The following is a 24,542-nucleotide window of genomic DNA, read 5'->3' as shown; positions in this document are numbered from 1 at the left end:
TTGTAAGTAATGGGGATATGACGTTATTTCTGGGATGTGGGAAACGAATGGACGAGTTTTAATTTCCCTAAACTGGGGCAAAAACCTGTTGCCTGAGCAGAGCAAGAGGTACAATAACTTTGCTTATGAATAACATCACCCACGACATCGTTGCCAAACTCTGGAATCTCTGTAACGTCCTCAAGGACGACGGAGTGACCTATCACCAGTACGTAATCGAACTCACGTACCTGCTGTTCCTGAAGATGGCCAAGGAGACCAGCACGGAGAACCAACTTCCAGACGGTTATCGCTGGGATGACCTAAAAGGTAAAGCCGCACTTGAGCGCCTGGAGTTCTACAAGCTGCTGTTGATCCACCTTGGTAATCGCGGTTCTACACTCGTTAAAGAAATTTTTTCTAATGCTAGTTCCTCCATCAAAAAGTCCACCACATTTTCTACACTGGTCACTGAGATTAATAAGCTTGACTGGTACAGCGCCAAACAGGAAGGTCTGGGCGATGTGTATGAAGGGCTGCTGGAGAAGAATGCTAATGAAAAGAAGTCCGGTGCTGGTCAATACTTCACACCCCGTCCGCTGATCGATAGCATTGTGCATATCATGCGTCCTACGCTAGAAGACATTATTCAAGACCCGGCAGCAGGTACGGGCGGCTTTTTGATTGCGGCTAATCGCTACATACGCGAAAACAGCGATCCAGATAACTGGACAGAAAAACAGCAACGCAAATACCGCCGCAACACTTTCTACGGTATGGAACATGTGCAGGACACGCACCATTTAGCATTAATGAACTTGATGTTGCATGGAATTGAATTTGACCCACAAGGGGCTGGTATTCGCTACGGCGATACGCTCTCGCCGGAGGGAGAAGCCTTGCCAAAAGCAACGCTAATTCTCTCCAATCCACCCTTCGGTTCCAAGAAAGGGGGTGGCTTCCCTACTCGCAAGGATTTTACTTTTCCTACCACCAATAAACAGTTCTGCTTCCTGCAACACATATACCAAGGTCTCAAGCCGGGTGGTCGCGCTGCGGTGGTGTTGCCTGACAATGTACTGTTCAATGGCAATGCGGGGAAGCAGATTCGCGCTGACTTGATGGACAAGTGTAATCTACATACTATCCTGCGCCTACCGACTGGCATCTTCTACGCACAGGGAGTTAAGACTAATGTCTTGTTTTTTACTCGTGGCAAGAAGGAAAAAGGTAACACCCAAGAAGTCTGGGTATACGACCTGCGTACCAATATGTCGCAGTTTGGCAAGCGCACCCAACTCACCCGCCAGCACTTTGTCGAGTTTGAAGTTGCCTTTGGCGATGACGCATTCGGTAGCCCTGCGAGTCTTGCCAAGCGTGTAGATACTGGGGAGCAAGGGCGTTTCAGAAAATTTACCCGCGACTCGATAGCAGAACTTGGTGACAGTCTGGACATTTCTTGGCTCAATGATGAAAGCGAAGGCGGAACTGATGAACTGCCTGAACCAGCAGCACTCGCACAAGAAGCGATCGGTGAACTGGAAGCCGCGATGGAACAACTGCGCGGAATTCTGGAGGAGTTGGGTGAGGAGGTAGAAGTGTGAGCAAACAACCTCCAGGATGGGTAACAGCAACGCTCGCCGATGTCACCGAATACATATCTCGTGGCAAGTCGCCGAAATATACCCATCACAGCAGTCTTCCGGTGGTAAATCAAAGAGCGATCCGATGGTTCGGTATTCAACAGGAACATCTTAAATACGTTGATCCCGCTCAGTTCGATCTCTGGACACCGGAGCGGTTTATCCGCATATGGGATGTACTTTGGAACAGCACGGGTACAGGAACAATTGGACGAGCATGTTTAGTCACGCAACGCGACGTAGAACCACCAAAGGTCGTAGACAGCCACGTCACTATTGTCAGACCCAACCAGGCAGCAATAGAGCCTCGTTTCTTGTTTTCCTGGATTCAAAGCCCTGAAATCCAAGAAAACATTTCGAGTCTTGCTACTGGTACAACGAATCAAATAGAACTTAGTCGGCTAGCCATCGCTTCTATACAGATTCCGATCGCTCCCCTCAACGAACAAAAACGCATCGCTGATAAGCTCGATGCTCTACTTGCGCGGGTAGATGCTTGTCGAGAGAGGCTCGACCGCATTCCCAGTATCCTCAAACGCTTCCGCCAAGCTATCCTTGCTGCGGCAACATCAGGGCAGCTTACGGAAGATTGGCGGGACGTGCAAAGCATTAACAAGATAGTACGTTGGGTTTCGCTTGAGGATGTTGCATTAGAGTTTAGCTATGGCTCATCCGCCAAGTCATCGCCATCAGGTTCTGTTCCCGTATTACGTATGGGTAATATTCAAGATGCCAAACTAGATTGGAATAATCTGGTCTTCACTTCTGATATAAAGGAGATCGAGAAATACCAATTGCTCACTGGAGATGTACTATTTAATCGAACCAATAGTCCTGAATTAGTGGGCAAGACAGCAGTCTATAAAGGCGAGCGACCAGCTATCTATGCAGGCTACCTGATTCGTGTTCGTTGTAGTGCCGATCTACTTCCTGACTATCTTAACTACTGCCTCAACAGCCCAGCAGGACGCGATTACTGCTGGCAGGTTAAGTCTGATGCTATCAGTCAGTCAAATATCAATGCGAGGAAGCTAGCAGCATTTCAGTTTGAACTGCCACCTATAGAAGAACAAGCAGAGATCGTTCGCCGCACCGAAGCATTATTGGCTTATGCCGATCGCCTCGAAGCTCGTTATCAAGCCGCCCGCACCCAAGTAGATCGTTTGACACCCGCACTTTTAACTAAAGCTTTTCGTGGCGAACTGGTGCCCCAAGACCCCAACGATGAACCAGCGTCGGTGTTGTTGGAAGGGATTCGTGCTGAACGAGCAGCACAACCAGCCAAACCAAAGAGATCCCAGGCTTCTAGAAAACAAACCATGACCAAGATGACCGAAGAATCTGTTAAGGAAGCAATTAGCCAATTACCCAAGGACAAGTTTTCATTTGATGAACTGCGTGAAAACATCTCTGGTGATTACGACTCACTCAAGGACATCCTGTTCGCACTCCTCAGTGAAGCCGAGCCGAGTCTTACGCAAGTCTTCGATAGAGAGGAGCAAACGATGCGTTTCGTTCGGCCGGGCAAATGAAGCTTTTAAGGGTTCATATCATTTCAGCTAAAACCTGCGGCGGGTTACTTGATGGGCTCGACTTACGGTTACGAAGCCCATTGAGTGACTATTCCGCGTTCGATCCTCTATGTCTAATTGGGCCGAATGGTGCAGGTAAATCTCAGTTTTTGCAGGTACTAGCAGAGATTTTTCAGTGTGTGTTCCACAAGTGCATTAGCGAGGAGGAACGTCTTGAAGGAAATCCTGACCTGCAATTCGAGCTTGAATACCTCATTCACCCAGACGATGAGCAGCTACCTGTCCGCGTCCGCATTTCACGGAAAGCCAGTGGTAGAAAGCGTCCGACCCTTATTATTGAGCGGAGAGATGAAGAGGAATACGAGTGGATAGACTGTGACCTAAACGATCCTAAGACTCGCGCATTATTGCCTGAAAAGATTATTGGCTATACATCAGGTGATAATGAAACACTCAGCCTACCATTCTTAGTTAGCCGTAGTGGATATGCAGACGAAGTGGGTGGAGGAGCATTGAACGCAGCAATGCGCGATAGGCCTATTCCCGATACTAGATTAATGCTGATCGATTATGGAACACATCTTGAGGTTCTTGTGGCTAACCTTTTGTTGGGTGATGCTCCACAGTGGGTGGCTCTGTTACAGGACGCGCAACTAAAAGACCTGCATTCATTTCGTTGCATAGTGCAACTTGCACACAGGGCGGCTCCGAAACTTCCAAGCAGAAAAGGCTCACAAAACAGTCGAAAAGGAGTGCAACTCACTAAAGAACTGGAAAAATATCTCGACCATCTCAAACGCTGTGCCACTTGCTACACTTATGAAGAACAGACAGAAACGTACACCTTTGACTATTGGATTAATGACCACACGAGGGAAGCGTTTCGAGCCTTTTGGAACAACACACTCGATTTATACTCGTCATTCCACAAGCTTGCAATGTTAAATGACTTGGCACTTCCGAGGGAGACACGCAAGCGATTTCAGAAAGAGACTAAAGAAAGAAGGTTTGCTTCACGTCTTCCAGAACCTCAAGATGAGGATAAGGTTTTCCGATTTGAACGGGTTATGTTTAAGGCCAAAAGGGTTGGTAAAGAGGTAGACTATGTATCGCTTTCTGATGGCGAACATCAGCTTGGGCAGATTCTGGGAACATTCTGTATGTTGTCATCTGCTAATGTGCTTTTCTTGCTGGATGAGCCTGAGTCGCATTTCAATCCGCTATGGCGGGTGAAGTTCATTTCCCGAATACTCGATCTACCTACGAAAGATGGTGATCGCAGAAAATCTTCAAAAGCTACTGAACAAGAGTGTTTGCTGACCACACACTCGCCCTTCGTTCCCTCAGATCTGCACAGAGAGAAAGTTTTTATTTTCAGCAAAGACGAAGAAGGGAAGATTCAAGTCGAAAATCCCAATATTGAAACATTCGGCAATACATTTGGCACGATAATTGAGGAATGCTTTAACATCCGTCCGCCTATCTCGGACGTTGCTCATGATGAGATTAAAAGGCTTATGGAAAGTGAAAATCCCGAAGACATCAGGGTAGGGATGCAGCATTTAGGTGATTCTGTCGAGAAAGCATTTCTTGCCGATCGAGCGCGGCAGCTAACAAATAGGGATGGGGTGTAGGATGCTTTTTGGCTATCCCATTTCAGCAACAGCGGCAAACTGGCTCCACGAGTGCTTGTGCGAGATTCTGTGTTCAATTCATGCCAGTATACAGGCAGCAAAAACGCCGCCACCATGGCCTGAAATTATTCCAGACCCATATCGCAACAGACTGCAAAAACGTACAGGACTTAAAGACAGGTTGAAGACTTACCAGATAGCAGTGGAACAGCTTACAATCGCAGAACAAGAACGAATTCTTCAAGCGCTCCATGACCAAAATGAGATTGCTCTTCTCTTGTCTTGCCAGCGTAACTGTAAGGCTATCACTGACCTGCCAACACTTATTCGTGAACCAGTGAAAGAACTTTTTGAATTTGCGTTTAAACTTCTCACTGATCTGGAAATTCGTGATAAGCATTACAAAGAGATTTATGATGCAGTTCCGTCTCACACATGTCCTTTCTGCGGGTGTGAGAACTTTGATGCACCAAGAGTACCCCGCGAGGCATTGGATCATTACCTGGCAGAAAGCAAATACCCATTTGCTGCTTCAAATTTGCGTAACCTTGTTCCCATGGGCAATAAATGCAATTCTCGCTACAAGCTCGCTAAAGACATTCTCACTAGGGATGACGGTACTCGTCGCAAGTCGTTTGATCCATATAACTGTATAGGAATCAGACCCTCTCTCGAAAACAGTCAGCCTTTTGCTGGCACAGTTACAACAACTGGTCAAGTACCAAGATGGCAAATCGAGTTTGAGCAGAACACCGAAGAGGTACTTACTTGGGATGAGGTGTTCCACATCCGAGAACGATATGAAAAAGACGTGCTAGATCCCAAATTCAAGAGCTGGCTCGATGATTTTAAGCATTGGTGTAAATCAGCAAACATTCTACCTAATTCTGACCAAGAATTTTCTGACCAAGAATTGGTGGATGGGATCGATCGTTATGCAACTTTATATGAGGAAATGGGAATTAGCGATCGAGCTTTCTTAAAAGCTGCTGTATTCCGAATGCTGCACACACATTGCAATAACGGCGATCGAAGGCTCATCTCCTTTATTAGGAATGTGCTGATACCGCCAACTAAGAAATGATTGCCTCTTTCATAACTTTAGGTAACGTCCAAGAGGATACAGAGAAACTTCAACCTCTTGTCATAACGACATCTAATTTGTCTTGACGACATCCATGTATCAACAATGACATTTAATTTGTCAGTCTACCAAAGAAAAATATGGGCAATACAGGATTTGAACCTGTGACCCCTTCCGTGTGAAGGAAGTGCGCTACCACTGTGCTAATTGCCCGCAGATAACTAAGATACCATACCAAGTCCAAATTCGCAACTAAAATTTTCCTAAAAATTCAGCCACTGGTTTCCGAGTTAAACTCGACACAATGCCAAGAATACAGGCATTTGTCGAGTCTGGCATCAGTTAACCTGCCACCAACCCGCCGCGGGGCCGACAAATCGCACTAGCACCCACCAAGCCACCAAAACGCTAATCCCGATCCAGCTTCCGCGACTTGTCCACTTCACAAAATCTTCGCTTTGGGTTTTCGTGATTGGCAGCCAGGAAACGATGCGTCCTTCTTTACCGTATTCGTCGCCGATCGACTCTTTGCGACGCTTAGCTTCACCCATAATCTTTGTCTACTAAATTAGATTTCAACTGGATACCTAACCAAATTATACGCCAACAGGTGATCTCAAGCCTGCGTCAGCCAAGTCGTATCCAAATAATCAATCCTCGCAAAAGGACTCAAAGCCGCTAAAACCTGCTGTCCATAACTGCGGTGAATCACCCTACTGTCAAAAATCGCCACCACCCCTTGACGTTCTCGCACCGGCGCGATCGCCCGTTGCAACTCATTCAGCGCCGCCGGCAGCAAATACAACCGAAACCAATCCTTGCGCCGTTCCTTATAATAAGCCACACGCGCCGTCACCAAAGGATTCTCCAAAGAAGGTAGCGGCAAAGTTGCGATCGCCAGCAAGTGAGGCGCCCTCAATTCCCCCTGATGTTCCCGCCAAAACTCCCACCCAGTCACCAAAATCGCATTCTCGCCCACATCAGTCTTTTCTACCTGCACCCGAGAACCGAACTCAGAAGCCAAAATTGCCGCCAGCCGAGCCTTCAGCGGTACATCACCAACAATCAGCACCGTTAAACCCGCCACCGACACACTCATCAACAGCAAAGTCCGAATTTCTTCTATTAAAACACCCTGAAATTCCGGCGTATTTGGCAGCGGCAGCCAGTTGGGAATGTACAGTTGAATTAATTCGCTTTGTCGATCGGGCGAAAACTTAACGCTCGTCAATTCTGGAAGTCCCAGCATTTCTCGGAAAATCGGAGCCTTCGGTTCCACATCCACCGCCCCACCAATCAACACCACGGGCTGATCGTCCCAAATTTTGCTCAAAACCTCTCCCACCTGCACCGGCGCGCAGTACAGAGAAAATGACCCAGCCTCCCGATGAATTTCCGCCCACCGCAGTTTTCCGTTTGTTTCCCACCGCTGCCAAAAATTGCTCCAAGCAGCCGGAATGAGGGGGTTTGGCTCGATTTTTTCAAACAGCCCCTGCAAAATATTTTGCTCTGCCGTTTCCAGCAAATAGCACTCCTCAGGTTTCGCCGGATGCCGAAAGAAAGCCCGCGTTAGCATTACCCGCCCTTGGAGGATTGCATCGGCTTCCAAAGGCTGAGATTGCATTAAATCATTCCAATCAGCCGGTTGCAAACCCGCCGTCAATTGCTGGCGCGTCCAAACTTCCAAGTCATCCACACCGTCGATAATTGTCGGAATATTCCTGTGCAGTTGCGAATTCCCCGCCAAGCGAGCCGCCAGCCAAGACTGCGGATCTGCTAGCATCAATCCTCGTCCAGTGGCACGATCCGAATAAGTCTCGATCGACCCCTCTGTTTGCAGCCACTCTTGCAAACGCGGAATTTCCACTGCTCTCAAATGCTCAATCAGCGGTGTCGGCGCCACTAAAATCACAGGCTCCGGCCACATCAAAATCGGCATCAAATAGCTAACTCGATACCGCTGTCGGTAAGCTCCAGCGGGAAGCCCTGTTTGGATCAGAGCGCTGCGCCCCAAGCGCAAAGCCCGCGCCACGAGCCGCGCCATCGTTAAATGGTGTGGCCAGTGCGGCTCGGAGTTCGATCGCAGGAAGCGGAGCAATGAGTTGTGGACTTCTACCTCAATCAAGCGGTTTTAAAATTGATATTTCTCACTCAACATAATCAAAACTCGCCAGAAAATCAACTACTTTTTGACCGAGAGGCAAACTGAATTTACTCTCCTGATGAGTCGCCCCTCCCTTCCCAAAATTCCCGTGAGAATTCACAATCAAACTCTCCTGTCCCGAACTAATTAAAATAGTTTGGGTAGGTGACTCAAAAAACTTTGTTGGTTGACTAACCCCTGATATATTAGAGACAAAATTTATCAACTCATTTAATTTATTTGTAGCTGCACTCAATGCTTCACGCAACTGCACTATTCGTTTCTCCTCCAAATTTTGACTTTCGATATTTTGGCCGATAACCATAATATTTCTCTGAGTTTGTACAGCATCCTTAAAAGGAAGAATCGCTAAAAAAGCTGCTGGCAATAAATGCTCATCGCTCTCCAATCTAAAAGTTAGAGTTGTGCGGCGGTAGCCGACTTCAATATTAGGAGGAAACTTCATAGCCCGGTAATGCCGAGCTATTTCGCTGTAAGCTGTTGCTAAAGTGCTGTTTGCTGAGTAGTCTAAAAGTGCGTCAACCACAATTTGCACTAACCCAGGCGTGTGATTGAAAAATTTTCTCGATTCTGACGGCGAATTAAATTGTTGAATCTGAGTGCGATCGCCAGCCGGGCTGAGGTCAATCCACTGGCAAGTAATATCATCTGCAATGATACCACACCGAGGAACTAAATACAGTTTTGCTCCTGTTAAAGTTGCTCCCCTCAAATCAGCGCCCACCCAATCAGCATTAATCAAATTTGTTTCTGTCAAATCCGCGTGAACGAAACTAGCACTTGCTAAATTAGTATTTCTTAAATCTGCTCCGTTAAGGTTAGCTCCGCTCAATTTAGCACAGCTCAGATCGGCGCCGTTGAGGTTAGCTCCCGTCAAATCAGCCCATTTGAGGTTAGCTCCGCTCAAATTGGCTCTGCTGAGATTCACCTGTTGCAAAGAAGCTTGCCTCATATCAGCATTGCTCAAATTGACGCCACTAAGTTCTGCTTTCGCCAAATCCGCGCCATGCAAGTTAGCTTCTTGAAAGTTAGCTGAAGAAGCCGAAGCACCTCTGAGATTTGCACCGGAAAGATTAGCACCGCACAGGTTAGCTTCAGTCAGTTTTACCTCTCTTAAATCTGCTTCAGTCATGTTAGCGCCGCTGAAGTTAGTTTTGCTGAGCTCGCAGCGGACTAATTCGCTTCTAATCAGGGATGCTCGGATTAATTGAGCTGCACTTAAATCGGCTCTCACTAAGTTTGATACGTTGAGAGTAGCCCCGTTTAAGATTGCCCGCGAGAGGTTGGTACTGCTGAGTCTAGCCACATTCAGGTTAGCTTCGCTCAAGTTAGCTTCGCTCAAGTTAGCGCCGCTGAGGTTGGTGACAAATAAGCTAGCCCGCCTTAAAATTGATTGGCTGAGGTTGATGCGGCTGAGATTAGCTTCATTCAGGTTGATTCCTGTGAAATCTCTGTCACCTTCTGTGTATCTCTTGACGAGTGCAAATCGTTTGAGCAGTTCTTCAGCTTGCATTTTTTTTACTTGAATGAAATGGCAATGAGCTAACTTTTATATGGCATGAAGAGAAAGGATATCAAATTAATTTATAGTATTTACTCACCGAGCTGATAAAAGCTTTTGACAAACTCAATGACCGTATTTAGCGGCGGGGTGGTAAATCTTTGGGCTTTAATTGCAGGACTGATAGAGGTTTTGTTGACTCCCGGCAAATTGGTCAAGTTTCTGCCAAAGTCTGGGTGATAGTGAATCATCAAATTTTCGGCGCTGGAGTTAGCCAGTACAGTTTGGGTAGGCGATTGGAAAAAACTGGACATCGGTTCGCGATCGAGGCGAATCGGCTGAATTTTCATTTCACCTATTTTTCTCATTGTTTTGGTCAGAGCTACGTTTAATTGCACTACCATATTTGAGACTCTCACGCCCAGGTTATTACCACTTTGGGGTTGAATCATCTTAATCAGAGTAATCAAATTTTTCTGAGTAAATGCTGCATCACTAAAGGGAATAATCGCAACGAAAGCTGTGGGAAATAGTTGCTCGTCCTGCTCTATTTTAAATGATATGATTGTGCGTCTGGAATTAACTTGGATACTGGGAGGATGGCTCAAACCAGGGTATTGACGGGCAATTTGGCGGTAGGTAGCCGCGAGGACAAAGTTAGCATCGGGGTCGAGGGGTCGATCGACAATAATTTGAACTGTCGGCGGTGTAGCGTTGAAAAACCTTTGAGATTCTTCTGGGGTAAAGCGCTGAATGTGGCTGCGATCGCCGTTAGGACTGAGGTCAACCCAATCGCAGGTAATGTCATCTGCTTTCACATCAAACCTCGACACCGCGTAAATTTTTGCCCCCGTCAGGGCCGCCCCCGTCAAATCTGCGCCCACCCAATCAGCGTGAATCAAATTAGCTTGAGTCAAATCCGCGTGTACCAGAGTAGCGTTCAACAGATTGACATTGCTCAAATTTGCTCCGTACAAGTTGGCCCCGCTCAATCTCGCTTCATCGAGGTCAGCGCCGGTCAGGTTCGCCCCGCTGAGGTCAGCCCACCGGAGATTAGCGCCTCGCAAGTCAGCGCCGCTAAGGTTGGCCTGAGACAGATTAGCTTGTCTGAGTTCGGCATTGCAGAGGTTGACTCCTCGCAAGTCTGCTCTGCTGAGGTCGGCTCTGTGCAAGTTGGCCCGTTCCAAGTTGGCCGCTGTTAGGGAAGCGCCTCTAAGGTGGGCCCCGCTGAGGTCGGCTTGCTCTAGATTGGCTTCTCTAAGGGTGGCTTCTCTCAAATCTGCTTCGCTGAGATTTGCACCGCTCAAGTTTGCACTGCTGAGGTCTGCTCGGATCAGTTCGGATCTGATCATTGTAGCTTCGACGAGTTGGGCTTCTCTGAGGTCGGCTCGAATCAAGTTAGCCACGTTGAGGATAGCGCCGCTGAGGTTAGCTTTGTAGAGATTAGCACCGCTGAGTCTGGCAACATTGAGTTTGGCTTTTCTCATGTTGGCGTTTGACAAATTGGTGCCGCTCATGTTGGTGAGGCTCAAGATTGCCTCACTGAAATTAGCCCCGCTGAGATCGATCCTGCTGAGATTTGCCTCACAAAGGAGGATAGCAGAAAAGTCTCTTTCTCCTGCGGCATATTTGGTGATGAGTTCTTCGGCATCCATGCTTTTCAATTTCCCTGATGTGTTAGCTAGAACAAAGCTTTGTTGTGCCAACCTTTAAACTAGAATAAGCATTTTTTGTAACTTGATGCAATATGCCTAGACATCTATATTGTGGAAGCCTTTTATAAAATCCAAAATGCTAGTGATATTAGCTTGAGCCAATTTTGTGCTTTCGGCTAACTTACCAGATGGTAAGTTACTTGGCTCGTATTTTTTAATCAGGCGCTTCCCGAAGGCAGGGTGGTGATATACGCTGAGTCTTTGATCGCGGGAATTAATTAAGCTCATTTGTGTTGGAATTTGAAAAAAATTGATGCTTTCGCCGATTTTTGGAAAAGAACTGGAAATTTTGATTTGGTCTACTTTGCTAATAGCTTGGTTGAGAGCTTTGCTGCATAACTGGACGTGTTTAGATTCTTTGACGCTAAGTTTTCCTGCATCGTGGGATTGAATCATTTTCATCAAAGCTATTAGGTTTTTTTGAGTGATGGCAGCGTCGTTAAAAGGAATGATGGCAACGTAAGCGGTGGCAAATAATTTATCGTCGCTGTCCATTTTAAAGGCGAGTACGGTGCGCCTGGAGCTGACTTCGATAGTGGGAGGCTGACTTAAACTCGGGTATTGTTGGGCAATTTGGTAATAAGTTGCAGCTAGTGCAAAATGAGCGCCTTGGTCTAAGGGCGAGTCAATCACAATCCGAACTGTGGGCAAGGTTTCGTGAAAAAAGTCCTGCGTTCCTCCAGAGTTCAACCAGTAAATTTGGCTGTGGTCGCCGTTGGGGCTGAGATCAACCCACTTGCAGGTCATGCCTTCGGTCTTGATGCCGAGTCGCGAAACTGCGTGGAGTTTGGCTCCGGTTAAGGTGGCTCCGGTTAAGTCGGCTCCAATCCAGTCGGCGCGGATCAGATAGGCATTTGACAGGTCGGCGTGAACTAAGCTGGCATTCAGCAAGTTGGCGTGGCAGAGGTCGGCTCGGCTGAGGTCGGCACCGCTCAATTTGGCTTCGCTGAGGTCGGCCCAGCGGAGATTGCAGCCGCTGAGGATGGCCCAACGCAAATTGACGCCGCTGAGGTCGGCGCCGCTGAGTACGGCTTGAGTAAGGTTGGCTTGTCTCAGTTCTGTGCCTCGCAAGTCGGCGCCGCTGAGGTCGGCCCGGCTAAGGTCGGCTCCTTGCAGGTTGGCTTGTTCGAGGTTGGCTTCTGTCAAGCACGCGCCGCTGAGATGAGCGCCTCGAAGGTTGGCTTGAGCGAGGTTGGCTCCTCGAAGGGTGGCTTCGGTGAGGGTGGCGCCGCTGAGGTTTGCGCCGCTGAGGTCGGCGCCGCTGAGTTCGGCTCGAATGAGCTCGGCTCTGATCAGTTTCGCTCCTATGAGTATGGCTTTTTTGAGGTCAACTCGCACTAGATAAGCGACGTTGAGGTCGGCGTCGGTGAGGTCGGCGCCACCTAGATGGGCGCCACTGAGTCTGGCGATGTTGAGTTTGGCACCTGTGAGGTTGGTTTTGCTGAGGTTTGCTCCGCTTAGGTTTGCTACACTCAGATTCGCACCCTTGAGGTTGGCTCCGCTCAAGTTGACGCCGCTGAGGTTGGCCTCAGTCAGGTTGATTCCGGCAAAATTTCTTTCTCCGGCGGCATATTTTTTCAGGAGTTCCTCGACTGTCATGGGGGCGGCACCGTATCAAATATCCCCATTTTATTGCTATGAATATCGGTATTGTAGGACTAGGTTTAATTGGTGGCTCGATCGGGCTGGATTTGCGATTGCGCGGGTTTAATGTTTTTGGGGTTTCGAGTCGCCAGCAGACTTGCTCTCGGGCGCAAGCTCGTGGTGTTGTCAATGAAGCCAGCATACACCTGTCTCTAATGGCAGCAGCCGATGTGGTTTTTATTTGCACGCCGCTGGGGTCGATCGAGCCGATCGTCCGAGACTTGGTTCCCTATCTTTCCCGGGATACTATTGTAACGGATGTCGGTTCCGTAAAAACACCCATAGTGCAGGCTGTGTCTTCTCTGTGGCCGAACTTTGTGGGGGGACACCCGATGGCGGGGACTGCTGAAAGCGGAATCGAGGCGGCGGTGTCGGATTTGTTTGTCGGGCGGCCTTACGTGGTGACGCCGACTCCCCAGACGCCGACGCTTGCGGTGGATAAGGTTGAGGAAATTGCGCGGTTGCTGGGTGCTAAAGTTTACCGATGTGAGCCGGAAGAGCACGATCGAGCTGTGGCTTGGATTTCTCATTTGCCGCTAATGGCGAGCGCGACGCTGGTTGCTGCCTGCGATCGAGAGGGCGATCGGCATATTGTTAATTTAGCCCAACATTTGGCGAGTTCGGGTTTTCGGGACACGAGCCGCGTTGGGGGCGGCAATCCCGAGCTGGGAGTGATGGTGGCGAAGTACAATCGAGAGGAATTGTTGCGATCGCTCTCTATTTACCGCGACAGTCTTGACGAGTTCATCACTGATATCGAAGCCGAAAATTGGCAAGCTCTCGAACACAAGCTGAAGCAGACTCAACAAGCGAGACAGAATTACAACTTGTGAGCCAAAATTTACAACCCTATTCAACCAGTAATTCACGTTCCGATTGAGGCGCAAATAGTTGGTGTAGTCGCTAAAATGAAGCCAGTGTTAACGTTTGAAGCCTAGGAACGGGGCTTTTGAGAATTTAAAATTAAACAAGAGTAAGGTGCGCGCGGAGCACCCTACTAATTTTTAATTCTCGGCCCTATTTCCCATTCCCCATGCCCTATGAATGATTCTCAAGCATCACCAAATCCATCAAAACCTGTCCATCCCCTAAAGCGGCTGCTGAAGTACGGGCGTCGCTACCGCCTGAAAGCTTGGCTGGCAAGTATCTGTTCGCTGCTCAATAAATTCTTTGATTTAGCGCCGCCAGCCTTAATCGGTATTGCTGTTGATGTGGTGGTGAAACAGCAAGATTCTATGCTCGCTCAGTGGGGCATAAAAGATGTCTTTTGGCAACTGGCAATTATCACTTTTGTGAGCGCGATTGTTTGGACGTTGGAATCGGTTTTTGAATATGCCTATGATTATTTGTGGCGCAATTTGGCTCAGGATATTGAACACGATTTGCGTCTGGAAGCTTACAGCCATTTGCAGGAATTAGAATTAGCTTATTTTGAAGAACGCAGCACGGGCGGTTTGATTTCTATTCTCAACGATGATATCAATCAACTGGAACGTTTTTTGGACGACGGTGCTAATGAGGTGATTCAGGTAATTACAACGGTTATCGTGATTGGGGCCGCTTTTTTTGCTGCCTCTCCTGGTGTGGCTGGGCTGTCAATGCTGCCGATACCTTTTATTATTTGGGGTTCGATTACCTTTCAAAATCGCCTGGCTCCTTTTTATGCTGATGTGCGGGAAAAGGTGAGTTTTCTGAACGGGCAACTCTCGAATAATTTGATGGGAATTACTACTATTAAAAGTTTTACTTCCGAAGATTATGAAATTCAGCGCATCGAAACACAAAGCCAAGCTTACCGCCAAAGCAACCGACGGGCGATCGTACTTTCGGCAGCTTTTATTCCGCTGATTCGGGTTGTGATTTTCTTGGGGTTTATTGCAACGCTATTTCTGGGCGGTTTGGAGGTTGTGGCGGGCCGGTTGTCTGTGGGAACTTACAGCGTTTTGGTGTTTTTGACCCAGCGGTTGTTGTGGCCGCTGACTCGCCTGGGAGATACTCTGGATCAATACCAGCGCGCTATGGCTTCTACTAATCGGGTGATGAATTTGTTGGATACTCCGATCGCAATTCGCACGGGTGATATTCGGCGGCCTGTTAGTTCGATTAAGGGTGAGTTGGAATTTAAAAATGTTACTTTTTCTTACAATCAAAGAAAGCCGATTTTGCAGTATTTTTCGTTGACTCTGCCTGCTGGAAAAACTACTGCGATTGTTGGCGCTACTGGTTCGGGAAAAAGTACGCTGGTGAAACTAATCTTAAGGCTGTACGAGGTACAGTATGGCAATATTTACCTCGACGGTATAGAATTAAATGACCTGAATTTAAAAGATTTACGGAGAGCGATCGGATTGGTGAGTCAAGATGTGTTTTTGTTTCACGGTACGGTGGCAGAAAATATTGCTTACGGCAGTTTTGAGGCAAGTAATCGAGAGATAGTAAATGCTGCTAAAATTGCAGAAGCGCACGAGTTTATCGCCCAATTGCCGGACGGTTACAACACTATTGTTGGGGAACGCGGTCAAAAATTGTCGGGGGGTCAGCGGCAGCGAATTGCAATTGCACGGGCTGTTTTGAAGAATCCGCCGATTTTGATTCTTGACGAAGCTACTTCAGCGGTGGATAACGAGACTGAGGCGGCAATTCAGCGATCGCTCGAACGAATTACCAAGAATCGCACTACAATTGCGATCGCCCACCGTCTTTCTACTGTCCGCAATGCCGATTGCATTTGTGTCATGGAAGAGGGGCTAGTGGTAGAATCGGGGCAGCACGAACAACTGATCGAACAGGACGGAATTTATGCGGCGCTCTGGCGCGTGCAATCTGGTATAAGATAGAAACGCAGCGGTTTTGGGTAATTGGGAATTGCTAATTGGGAATTGGGGATGGGGCATTGGGCATGGGTAACTAATGACAACAGTCAACTGCCAACTGCCAACTGCCAACTGACTACTGACTGCTGACTGTAAAATATTAGTTTATACAAACAAGAAGAGAAAATGTTTCTATTTGATAGCCCTGAGTCCAAACCCAACGAAAATAGCTGGAGCCGCAAATTAGATAAATTCGTGAAAGCTAATCAAAATGAATTGGCTGCTTTGGCTTGGGGGCTATTTCTGGAAAGGGGAGAGGAAAGCGAGGAGATTTTAGCAATTGATATTGCGGAAACTGCGCGTTTTGTGTATTGTAAGAAAGAGGCGGTTGAGGAGTTGAACCGTCAAGTGAGAAGTCATATTCAGGAAGTTGTAGGTGTGTTGAACGCTCACAAGCCTGAGAAGGAAGTGGCGATTTTGGCGATCGGCGAAGGTCAAATTAAGTTGATTCTTTTTGAACCTAAGCCTGAACCTCCTGTTTGTTTTGAGGAAGCTGCAACAGATGTTGATACATTGTTGGCTAAGCTGGAACAGCAGATGGTTGAATGTATGAAATGATAAGATTACTCGGATCTTGAAATCGCGTCTACACAAAGGAAGTCCGAGCAGAGGGGGACTAAGAAATGAAAGGAGTATTTAAGCCTCATTTAGTATCAGTTGTCCGAGGGCTTGGATGACGCTGGAACGGACTTCTGGCGAGGTGTCTTTGAAGGCTTTAACTAATATGGGCACCATCGCCACATCTCCTATTTTTCCCAGTGCTTCTGATGCTTTCGCCCTGACAGCGGGGCGGGCATCCTCTAGGGCGGTGCACAAAGTGTCTAGCACCATCTGATAGTATGCGGGATTTTGAATCATGCTGTGAGCCTCGGGTTTGCATAGAGCTTACTGCTGTTTTATTTTACATCTTGCATCTCTGTCAGGAACAGGCTTTTCGGCCTGTTCCACAAAGAGTAAATTTTCTTCTGGGGTGGGAGTCTCGCCCGCCCTGAAAGCCTTATTAAAAATGTTGCAATATTTCAGCAAACTTTTGGGTTAGTTGGCTATTTCACGTCTTCGGATACGCCTTCAATGAAGGCAACAAGTCCTTTGCCCCAGGGGTTTGATTCGGCGAAGTGTTCGCCAACTTTCAGCGCTGCTTTTTTGCCACCGTTGTAAACCTGTTTGAAGCTGATTAGGTTTTGCCACTCGATGGGTTTTTGCTCTTTGATTACCTTAAATTTTGCATCAATAATATTGCGTGCTTGTTGCTCGTCTTGCACTTCTGTATGCTTTTTTTCTAATGCCTGAATGATTTGCACTACTGCATTCAGTGCAGCTTCTGGGGAGAATTGCTGGGCGGCTTGGATGTTTTGAGTAACGTTGGGATTGCTGTTTTCAGCGGCATAGTTAAGGGCTATGTTGGCATTTGGTTGGTTAAAGATGGGTGATTGGTTTGACATCACTGTGAGTTCCTTGAGAGATTGTATATATACGCTAGCAGAAACATTCGCCGGATGCCTGCCAATGTCCGGTGCTAGGGACAACTGACAAATCTCATAGTTGTAGTATTTGCAGGCGGCTTGGATGGCAAGGATGAGGCCGTGAACTTCTTTGCCGGATTCGGAGGGAATTAAGGTGAGGAGGTGCGGGAGATAGGGGACGACTCCTTCTGTGTGCTGCTTAGTGATTTTGCCTAAGGTATATGCTACATTCCTACGCACATCCGAGTTTGAATCTTCAAGGAGTTTAAGTAATCCGGAAATTGCTGCCTTGTCACCGATTTTGCATAAGGTATCTACCGCACTCCTACTCACCAAAGAGACTGAATCTTTAACAAGTTTAAGTAATCCGGGAATTGCTGCCTTGTCACCAATTTTGCCTAAGGTATCTGCCACATTTTTACGCACATCATAGTCTGAATGTTCAACAAGTTTAAGTAATCCGGAAATTGCTGCCTTGTCACCAATTTCGCCTAAAGCATCTATTGCACTCTTACGCACATAATACTCTGAATATTCAACAATTTCAAGTAATCCGGAAATTACTGCCTTGTCACCGATTTTACTCAAAGCATATATCGCATTCCTACGCACATCATAGTTTGAATGTTCAACAAATTTAAGTAATGCGGGAATCCCTGCCTTGTAACCAATTTTGTCTAAGGCCTCTGCCGCATTCCTACGCACATCAGAGTTTGAATCTTCAGCAAATTTAAGTAATGCGGGAATTGCTGCCTTGTAACCAATTTTGTCTAAGGCCTCTGCCGCATTTCTACGCACATCAGAGTTTGAATCTTCAACAAATTTAAGTAATGCGGGAATTGCTGCGTTGTCACCAATTTTGCCTAAGGCCTCTGCCGCATTCTTACGTACATCAGAGTTTGAACTTTCAACAAGTTTAAGTAATGCGGGAATTGCTGCCTTGTCACCAATTTTGCCTAAGGCCTCTGCCGCATTCCTACGCACATCAGAGTTTGAACTTTCAACAAGTTTAAGTAATGCGGGAATTGCTGCCTTGTCACCAATTTTGCCTAAGGCTTCTGCCACACTCAAACGCACATCATAGTGGTAATCTTTAACAAGTTTAAGTAATGCGGGAATTGCTGCCTTGTCACCGATTTTGCCTAAGGCTTTTGCCGCGTTCCTACGCACATCAGAGTTTGAATCTTCAACAAGTTTAAGTAATCCGGGAATTGCTGTGTTGTCACCGATTTTGCCTAAGGCCTCTGCCACACTCCAACGCACATCAGAGTTTGAATCTTCAACAAGTTTAAGTAATCCGGGAATTGCTGCCTTGTCACCGATTTTGCCTAAGGCATCTGTCGCACTCTTACGCACATCATAGTCTGAATTTTCAACAAGTTTAAGTAATCCGGGAATTGCCGCCTTGTCACCAATTTTGCCTAAGGTATCTGCCGCATTCCTACGCACAAAAGAGTCTGAATCTTCAACAAGTTTAAGTAATCCGGGAATTGCTGCCTTGTCACCGATTTTGCCCAAAGCATATATCGCACTCCAACCCACAAAAGAGTCTGAATCTTTAATAAGTTTAAGTAATCCGGGAATTGCTGCCTTGTCACCAATTTCGCCTAAGGCATCTGCCGCACTCTTACGCACATCATAGTCTGAATTTTCAACAAGTTTAAGTAATCCGGGAATTGCCGCCTTGTCACCAATTTTGCATAAGGCATCTGCCGCCCTCATACGCACATCAGAATCTGAATCTTTAAGGAGTTTAAGTAATCCTAGAATCGCCTGAGCGTCACCGATATTGCATAAGGCATCTGCCGCCCTCATACGCACATAATCGTCTGAATGTTCAACGAGTTTAAGTAATCCTGGAATCGCCTGAGCGTCACCGATTTTGCATAAGGCATCTGCCGCCCTCATACGCACATAATCGTCTGAATGTTCAACGAGTTTAAGTAATCGCGGAATCGCCCGATCGCCACCGATATTGCATAAGGCATCTGTCGCCTTCTTACGCACATAATCCTCTGAATGTTCAACGAGTTTAAGTAATCGCGGAATCGCCCGATCACCACCGATATTGCATAAGGCATTTGTCGCCTTCTTACGCACATCAGAATCTGAATGTTTAACGAGTTTAAATAATCCCGCAATCGCCCGATCGTCACCGATTTTGCCTAAGGCATCTGCCGCCCTCCAACGCACATCAGAGCCTGAATATTCAACGAGTTTAAGTAATCCCGCAATCGCCTGATCGTCACCGATTTTGACTAAGGCATCTGCCGCCCTCCAACGCACATCAGAGTCTGAATCTTCAAGGAGTTTAAGTAATCCCGGAATCGCCCGATCATCACGGATATTGCCTAAGGCATCTGCCGCCTTCTTACGCATATAAGAGTCTGAATCTTCAAGGAGTCTAAGTAATCCCGAAATCGCCTCATCCGATCGCACTTCCCCCAAAAGCGCAGCCTTCAACCACCCCGGCACCTCCAACCCATCCACCAACCCAACCGTGCGCTGCTGAAACTCCCGCTGCACTTCCCCCGCCAGCCGCGCCCCCAAGCTCAAATCCACATCCAATGCCAGCCGCACCACCCGCACCGCCTGCTTCTCATCCTCCAACAACGACAGCATGAACGCCAGAGGCTCCGTCCATTTAAAATAATTCAAATAGAAATGCTGCAACCGTCGATCGTCGATCGCATCAGGATGCTTATCATCAAACAGTTTCCGCAACGCCCGCGCCGCATAATACTCCTGAAATAATTGGTGATGAAACTCTATTTCCTCCGGTTTTGCCGCCACCTGCAACAGATGGTGCTCCAGCAAATCCTCTAGCCACTCCTTCGCCTTGGTTGGCGCATCCACCACCCCCCGATCGCGCAACCAACCCTCCAAAATCCTCTCAGCCCGATCGCGAGAAATCGCCACCCAACCATCCGTGGGGCGCTGCGAGTCACCCTGCAACATCACAAAAGCCAACTGCTGCAAAACCTCCGACTTGAAGCGCCGAAAATCATCCGAAACCCACGCACCGCGCTTAAACTCGTCATACTGGCGATCGAACTCCTGAAACAACTCGCCCTTACTCTGGGGAATTTTCCCGCTATTTTTAAACACCTTACACATCATTTCCAGCAGTAACGGCGTTTCGGCAATCTCTCGCAGGCGATCGCCCAATTGTCGCAGCAGCGAATCCCCATGTTGCGGCAAATGCTTGTGCACAAACTCCCGCATCTGCGGTTGCGTCAGCGCGCACATCTCCAGCTTTTTCTCAATGCCCAAAGATCCGCCCAGCGCCAAATCCCGCGTCGTGAAAATCATCGCCGTATCGGGATTGTCGTCGTGGAATAGCTGCAAATCCTGCCGCCTTTGTTGCGATGGCATCTCATTCACGCCATCGAGCAACAGCAACAACCTGCCATCCAGCAGCAAATCATCCACCTCTTTCTCGCCAACTCTGAGTTTTGCTTGTCGAAATTCGGCACAGATTGCATCTACGATCGAGCGATCGCTCCTCAACTGCACCAACACCGGAATCTGTCGATCGCCATTTTCCAGCGCTTCTAGTGCCCATTCCCACCGAAAACGCTGCAATACCGTCGATTTTCCCGAACCGGGCTTGCCCACTAGCAGCACTTTTCCCTGCTGCACGTACTTGCGGAGTCCCGCCAGCACTTCCAGCCGCTCGATTTTCGTTTCTGGTTTATTTTCTGCGGATCGAGGTTGCGATCGATCCTCCGGTGGCTTTTCCACCCGCACCTCCACCTGTAAATCCGTCAGCGTGTAGAGATGCTCTTGTTTTTTATAAGACTCAACCAGGGATTGCAGATATTTAGGAAAATCAACTGGTGTCGCCATTTGATTATAGATTTTAGAATATGGATTGATTATAGATTTTTTCTAGATACGCGAGCGGCGCTGAAAATTCCGGGAAAAAGTAGCATCAATATTCTGTGTGAGTAACCATCATCTCGCTCCCCCCTAACCCCCCAAAACACAAGGGGGGGACAAGAGCATTCATTCAAAGTGCCCCTTATTAAGGGGGATACGAGGGGGATCGAAACTTCGATAAAACCGAGATATTATTATCAATATCAGAATAACCAGCAATCAAAATAACCAGCGGGCGGCGAATCGTCATGAAAAATTTGAGCTTTGTCTAAAGTAGGTACAGCCTCCGCCAATTCTCTACCTACTTTTACCTCAAGCGCCCTGTCTGTTAATGGAAAGGAAAATTGATGGCTATCTTGCAAATATTTTGCCTTATCAACAATCTCATCTTTCTCCAAAATCTGGCTGTTGCTACCAATTAAAATGCTATTACTTTCTTGGCAAACACACACGCACACCTGAGAAAACACACTTTGAAAAGTTGTGATTTTTTCGGCATAAAACTCATCTCTGTGCAGCAGATTTGCTAGCACCACTCCCTCGCTTGACAAGTGTTTTTCGCAGATGTGATAAAATTCTTTGGTGGATAGGCGGTGCGGAAAGTAGCCGTTGCCAAAAGCTACGTCGATCATGATGATATCGTACTGAGTATCTGATTTTTGCTGCTCTAAATACTCTCGGCCGTCTTGAATTGTTACAGTTAGCCGATCGTCCAATTTTACCCCAAAACACTGTGTAGCTGCTTCGATCGCGATCGGATCGACCTCCGCACATTCTATAACAGTGTGCGGCAAATAGTGGTGCAAAACTAAGGGAACTCTGCCGCCACCAAATCCAGCCATGTAGATTCTTTGAGGTTGGCTTTCCCACACTAAACCCAACATCATCGCCTGAGTATATTCAGACACTAGATGTAAAGGATTGTTGAAATCGAAAACAGATTGCAGTAAATCTGTGTGCTGATTGACTTTTTCTACTAAAGATAGCTTAATGTGCGATCGCTCTTTTGTGACTGCAACATAGTGAACGCCCGACTCTTTGCAAAAAATAACTTTGTCTGGCTGTTGCTGTAGCCAAGCCAGCCGCTGTCCAATAGCGGATAAATTAATAGATTGCCAAGTTTGGTGTTCATCAATCATCTGATTTTAAATTTTATTTAAAGTCGATATTCTCTAAGAATATAGCCTCATCAACCCGGTTTCTACCAAAATGGCTGAGTCGCCCGATATCTGCGAACAAACCGGGTTTCTAGTGAAGGCTGGGGCAAGTCATGTTCTCATTTTCCAGGAGGGCAAAGAACGAGAAGACAAGAGAAAGTCACCCGATTACAGCCGCTTGTACGCCACCAATTCCAAACCTGAAACCGAAAGTTCCACTTTTTCCCAATCTTGCTTGTCACCTTCCAACTTTTCAAAGGCTGCTGAGGTTAGCAAAATCTCTCCCCGTTCCGCCAAATCCTCTCCCAGCTTGGATGCCAGATTAAATTCCGATCCGTACATATCCTCTCCTTCCAGCATCAAAACATCGCCACAACCAATACCAATGCAGAGGTAAATATCCATCTCCGGTGGCAGTGTCGTGTTGACAGCGGCAGTTTGTTTCAAAGAGTCGATCGCAGCTTCCACCGCCGATTTTACATCGGCAAAAACTGCAAAAACATTGTCTGCTTCCTCCTTAACTACAGTGCCACCGTATTCTGAAATTATCGGTTTGACAATTCCGTGCATCCGGTGAATCATTGCCAAAAAATGAATAATTCCGTAGCGGACTGTCGTGCGCGAAAATCCCGACATATCCATTACTAAAATTGCGTAACTTTTGCGGAAAGTGGCATTAATTTTTTCATCAATTTCAGCCATTCTTTCGGGATGTTCGTTTCTTTCTTGCAGCAACTTTTCCAAGTTAGCGCGGTTATTTGTTTTCATTTTGGTTTAATTAAATTCCCAATCGCGACACAGTTCTTGAGGGCGGCCAGCAGGATGCACCGCACAATTGATGCCGTCCTTGCCGTAATAATAATCGCACACTTTGCAGGGTTTAGTTTGCTCTAATTTTTTCATCAAAATTGCCCGGATTGTCTGGACTCGGTTGCGATACTTGTTTGCATTCGAGTGACTCGGTTCAATTGCCAAAGCTTGCTCGAAAGCTGCTAAGCTGGAATCGTACAATTTAATAATTTGGGAGCTGTATTTTGTCCAAGCATCGGCATGGCTTTGATAAAGTTCGACTGTGTTTAAGTTTAAAATTCCATATTCCGTCCAAGCGTCGGCTGAAGCTCGATCGAACTTAATATTGGCATTGAGCAAAACTTTTTTGATCGTTGCCAAAAGTTCCCTCGGCTGCCAAGGTTTGCTAACATAAGCCTCGGCGCGATCGCCCTGGAACCTCGAAAATAAAGCTAACTGCTGTCCCTTGCCTGTTAAAAATACCACCGGTATGTTCCGAGTTTCGGGATTAGCTTTAATTAAACGGCAAACCCCGTAGCCGTCGAGACGGGGCATTATGACATCTAATAATACTAAATCGGGGCCATTTTTCTCAACTTTAGCCAGCGCTTCCACACCGTCAGAAGCCTGAATTACATTCAATCCGCTGCATCTCAACTGATGTGAAATGCACTCCCGCTGGCTGCGGGAATCTTCCACCACTAAAACTGTTCTCATCACTCCCCACCTGGTTTTTGAGGTAAACTTGTTCGCTGCTTCGAGTCACCCTTGCTGACATCAGTTTACCCGCCTTGGAGGAATTTCTTATCACTGGCGAGCTAAACTTACTCAAATTGCAACAAATCTTAAACTGGGGAGCGAAGGTGATACTTATCAAAAAATGCTGATTGCTAATACCCTGATAATTGTTGAAGGTTTAGGCGGTAAATATTCGGCTTTTAAGCCTTAATAACGGCAAATCGTACTGATCTCGAACGAAAACCTTGTTGAATTGCAACAGATAATCGGCTACTGTATACGTTGAAGTTCTGAAGGACGACAAATGAATCGATTGCTCCTCACTTTATTGGTAAGTCCCACGCTCTTTGGATCTGTGATGTCTTTGAGCGCGATCGCAAATCCCGCTCTAATTGGCGAAACACCAAGCCAATCGGCTGATTCGCCCCAATGCGTGCGATCGCCCCACGGTCAGCGTCTGACTTGCGTGCGCCTCCCAGCCAAAGCTGCTGCTGCTAATTCTAAAGTAAAAATCAGTTGGCAGCGGCCCGATGATCAGCAGGTGGCAATGCTGGATTTTTCGGAAGAAGAAAGTAATGCAGCCTCGGCGTTGTTTGGCTGCGATTGTCAGTTATGTATCAACTCGCTGCGGCAGTTGCGCGGTTTGCCGCCTCTGGATCTAGCTTCTTGAGGGCGATCCGACAGCATAGGAAGTCAGGGTTAAAAACCAGGTTTCCGATCGCTGCGCGCTTTTGAGTGCCTTTA

The 24,542-nt window shown here is 47.2% G+C and carries 18 protein-coding genes and 1 tRNA gene; 8 read left to right on the top strand and 11 right to left on the bottom strand.

The window, feature by feature from the left end; translation table 11 throughout:
* The first annotated feature begins 125 nt into the window (after positions 1 to 125).
* The 4 genes from D0A37_RS22865 to D0A37_RS22850 are packed head-to-tail and all read left to right on the top strand — an operon-like array spanning position 126 to position 5,872.
* Positions 126 to 1,583, top strand: coding sequence for a class I SAM-dependent DNA methyltransferase (locus tag D0A37_RS22865; protein WP_242717811.1), 1,458 nt, complete (start codon positions 126 to 128; stop codon positions 1,581 to 1,583).
* The gene (locus tag D0A37_RS22860) at positions 1,580 to 3,154 is read left to right on the top strand and encodes a restriction endonuclease subunit S (protein ID WP_242717809.1); all 1,575 of its coding nucleotides are present in this window, start codon (positions 1,580 to 1,582) and stop codon (positions 3,152 to 3,154) included. Before D0A37_RS22865 ends, D0A37_RS22860 begins: the two co-directional genes overlap by 4 nt.
* Positions 3,151 to 4,788, top strand: coding sequence for a restriction system-associated AAA family ATPase (locus D0A37_RS22855; protein WP_242717807.1), 1,638 nt, complete (start codon positions 3,151 to 3,153; stop codon positions 4,786 to 4,788). The genes D0A37_RS22860 and D0A37_RS22855 overlap by 4 nt, the downstream gene beginning before the upstream one ends.
* A 1-nt stretch (position 4,789) precedes the next feature.
* Positions 4,790 to 5,872, top strand: coding sequence for a hypothetical protein (locus D0A37_RS22850; RefSeq protein ID WP_242717805.1), 1,083 nt, complete (start codon positions 4,790 to 4,792; stop codon positions 5,870 to 5,872).
* 141 nt (positions 5,873 to 6,013) lie between these two features.
* On the opposite strand, the gene D0A37_RS22845 is transcribed toward D0A37_RS22850, so the two are convergent.
* The 6 genes from D0A37_RS22845 to D0A37_RS22820 all read right to left on the bottom strand — a co-directional run bounded on the left by D0A37_RS22845 (position 6,014) and on the right by D0A37_RS22820 (position 12,851).
* Positions 6,014 to 6,085, bottom strand: a tRNA-Val gene (locus D0A37_RS22845).
* Positions 6,086 to 6,210: 125 nt separating this feature from the next.
* Complete coding sequence (locus D0A37_RS22840) at positions 6,211 to 6,423, bottom strand: DUF2839 domain-containing protein (protein WP_242717803.1); 213 nt, start codon at positions 6,421 to 6,423, stop codon at positions 6,211 to 6,213.
* Positions 6,424 to 6,488: 65 nt separating this feature from the next.
* Entirely contained in the window at positions 6,489 to 7,997 is a 1,509-nt protein-coding gene (locus tag D0A37_RS22835) for a helicase C-terminal domain-containing protein (protein WP_242717801.1), read from the bottom strand.
* Between the two features lie 22 nt (positions 7,998 to 8,019).
* Entirely contained in the window at positions 8,020 to 9,549 is a 1,530-nt protein-coding gene (locus tag D0A37_RS22830) for a pentapeptide repeat-containing protein (RefSeq protein WP_242717799.1), read from the bottom strand.
* An 80-nt stretch (positions 9,550 to 9,629) separates the two neighbouring features.
* Entirely contained in the window at positions 9,630 to 11,192 is a 1,563-nt protein-coding gene (locus tag D0A37_RS22825) for a pentapeptide repeat-containing protein (protein WP_242725710.1), read from the bottom strand.
* Between the two features lie 96 nt (positions 11,193 to 11,288).
* Positions 11,289 to 12,851, bottom strand: coding sequence for a pentapeptide repeat-containing protein (locus D0A37_RS22820; RefSeq protein ID WP_242717797.1), 1,563 nt, complete (start codon positions 12,849 to 12,851; stop codon positions 11,289 to 11,291).
* Positions 12,852 to 12,889: 38 nt separating this feature from the next.
* Here D0A37_RS22820 and D0A37_RS22815 point away from each other — a divergent pair, with 38 nt between their 5' ends.
* The 3 genes from D0A37_RS22815 to ccmS all read left to right on the top strand — a co-directional run bounded on the left by D0A37_RS22815 (position 12,890) and on the right by ccmS (position 16,327).
* Positions 12,890 to 13,729 carry a prephenate/arogenate dehydrogenase gene (locus D0A37_RS22815; protein ID WP_242717795.1) on the top strand — a complete coding sequence of 280 codons (840 nt, stop codon included), beginning with the start codon at positions 12,890 to 12,892 and terminating at the stop codon, positions 13,727 to 13,729.
* 207 nt (positions 13,730 to 13,936) lie between these two features.
* Complete coding sequence (locus D0A37_RS22810) at positions 13,937 to 15,733, top strand: ABC transporter ATP-binding protein (protein WP_242717793.1); 1,797 nt, start codon at positions 13,937 to 13,939, stop codon at positions 15,731 to 15,733.
* 162 nt (positions 15,734 to 15,895) lie between these two features.
* Positions 15,896 to 16,327: a beta-carboxysome assembly chaperone CcmS gene (gene ccmS, locus D0A37_RS22805; protein ID WP_242717791.1), complete on the top strand. Its 432-nt coding sequence runs from the start codon at positions 15,896 to 15,898 to the stop codon at positions 16,325 to 16,327.
* Positions 16,328 to 16,405: 78 nt separating this feature from the next.
* Here ccmS and D0A37_RS22800 read toward each other — a convergent pair whose 3' ends face one another.
* From D0A37_RS22800 to D0A37_RS22780, 5 genes are all read right to left on the bottom strand, one after another.
* The gene (locus tag D0A37_RS22800) at positions 16,406 to 16,627 is read right to left on the bottom strand and encodes a HEAT repeat domain-containing protein (protein ID WP_242717789.1); all 222 of its coding nucleotides are present in this window, start codon (positions 16,625 to 16,627) and stop codon (positions 16,406 to 16,408) included.
* A gap of 185 nt (positions 16,628 to 16,812) precedes the next feature.
* On the bottom strand, positions 16,813 to 21,081 hold the full coding sequence (locus D0A37_RS22795) for a HEAT repeat domain-containing protein (protein WP_242717787.1): 4,269 nt from the start codon (positions 21,079 to 21,081) through the stop codon (positions 16,813 to 16,815).
* 236 nt (positions 21,082 to 21,317) lie between these two features.
* Positions 21,318 to 22,253 (bottom strand): fused MFS/spermidine synthase, encoded by a 936-nt coding sequence (locus tag D0A37_RS22790; RefSeq protein ID WP_242717786.1) that lies wholly within the window; start codon positions 22,251 to 22,253, stop codon positions 21,318 to 21,320.
* 186 nt (positions 22,254 to 22,439) lie between these two features.
* Positions 22,440 to 23,039: an adenylate/guanylate cyclase domain-containing protein gene (locus D0A37_RS22785; RefSeq protein ID WP_242717785.1), complete on the bottom strand. Its 600-nt coding sequence runs from the start codon at positions 23,037 to 23,039 to the stop codon at positions 22,440 to 22,442.
* Positions 23,040 to 23,045: 6 nt separating this feature from the next.
* Positions 23,046 to 23,777, bottom strand: coding sequence for a response regulator (locus D0A37_RS22780; protein ID WP_242717784.1), 732 nt, complete (start codon positions 23,775 to 23,777; stop codon positions 23,046 to 23,048).
* 325 nt (positions 23,778 to 24,102) lie between these two features.
* Here D0A37_RS22780 and D0A37_RS22775 point away from each other — a divergent pair, with 325 nt between their 5' ends.
* Positions 24,103 to 24,468, top strand: a complete 366-nt coding sequence (locus D0A37_RS22775) for a hypothetical protein (RefSeq protein ID WP_242717783.1) — start codon at positions 24,103 to 24,105, stop codon at positions 24,466 to 24,468.
* Positions 24,469 to 24,542: the final 74 nt, after the last annotated feature.

Source organism: Microcoleus vaginatus HSN003 (assembly GCF_022701255.1).
Taxonomy (GTDB): domain Bacteria; phylum Cyanobacteriota; class Cyanobacteriia; order Cyanobacteriales; family Microcoleaceae; genus Microcoleus; species Microcoleus vaginatus_B.
Note: the sequence above shows the minus strand (reverse complement) of the source record. Positions and strands in the feature narration are given on the sequence as shown.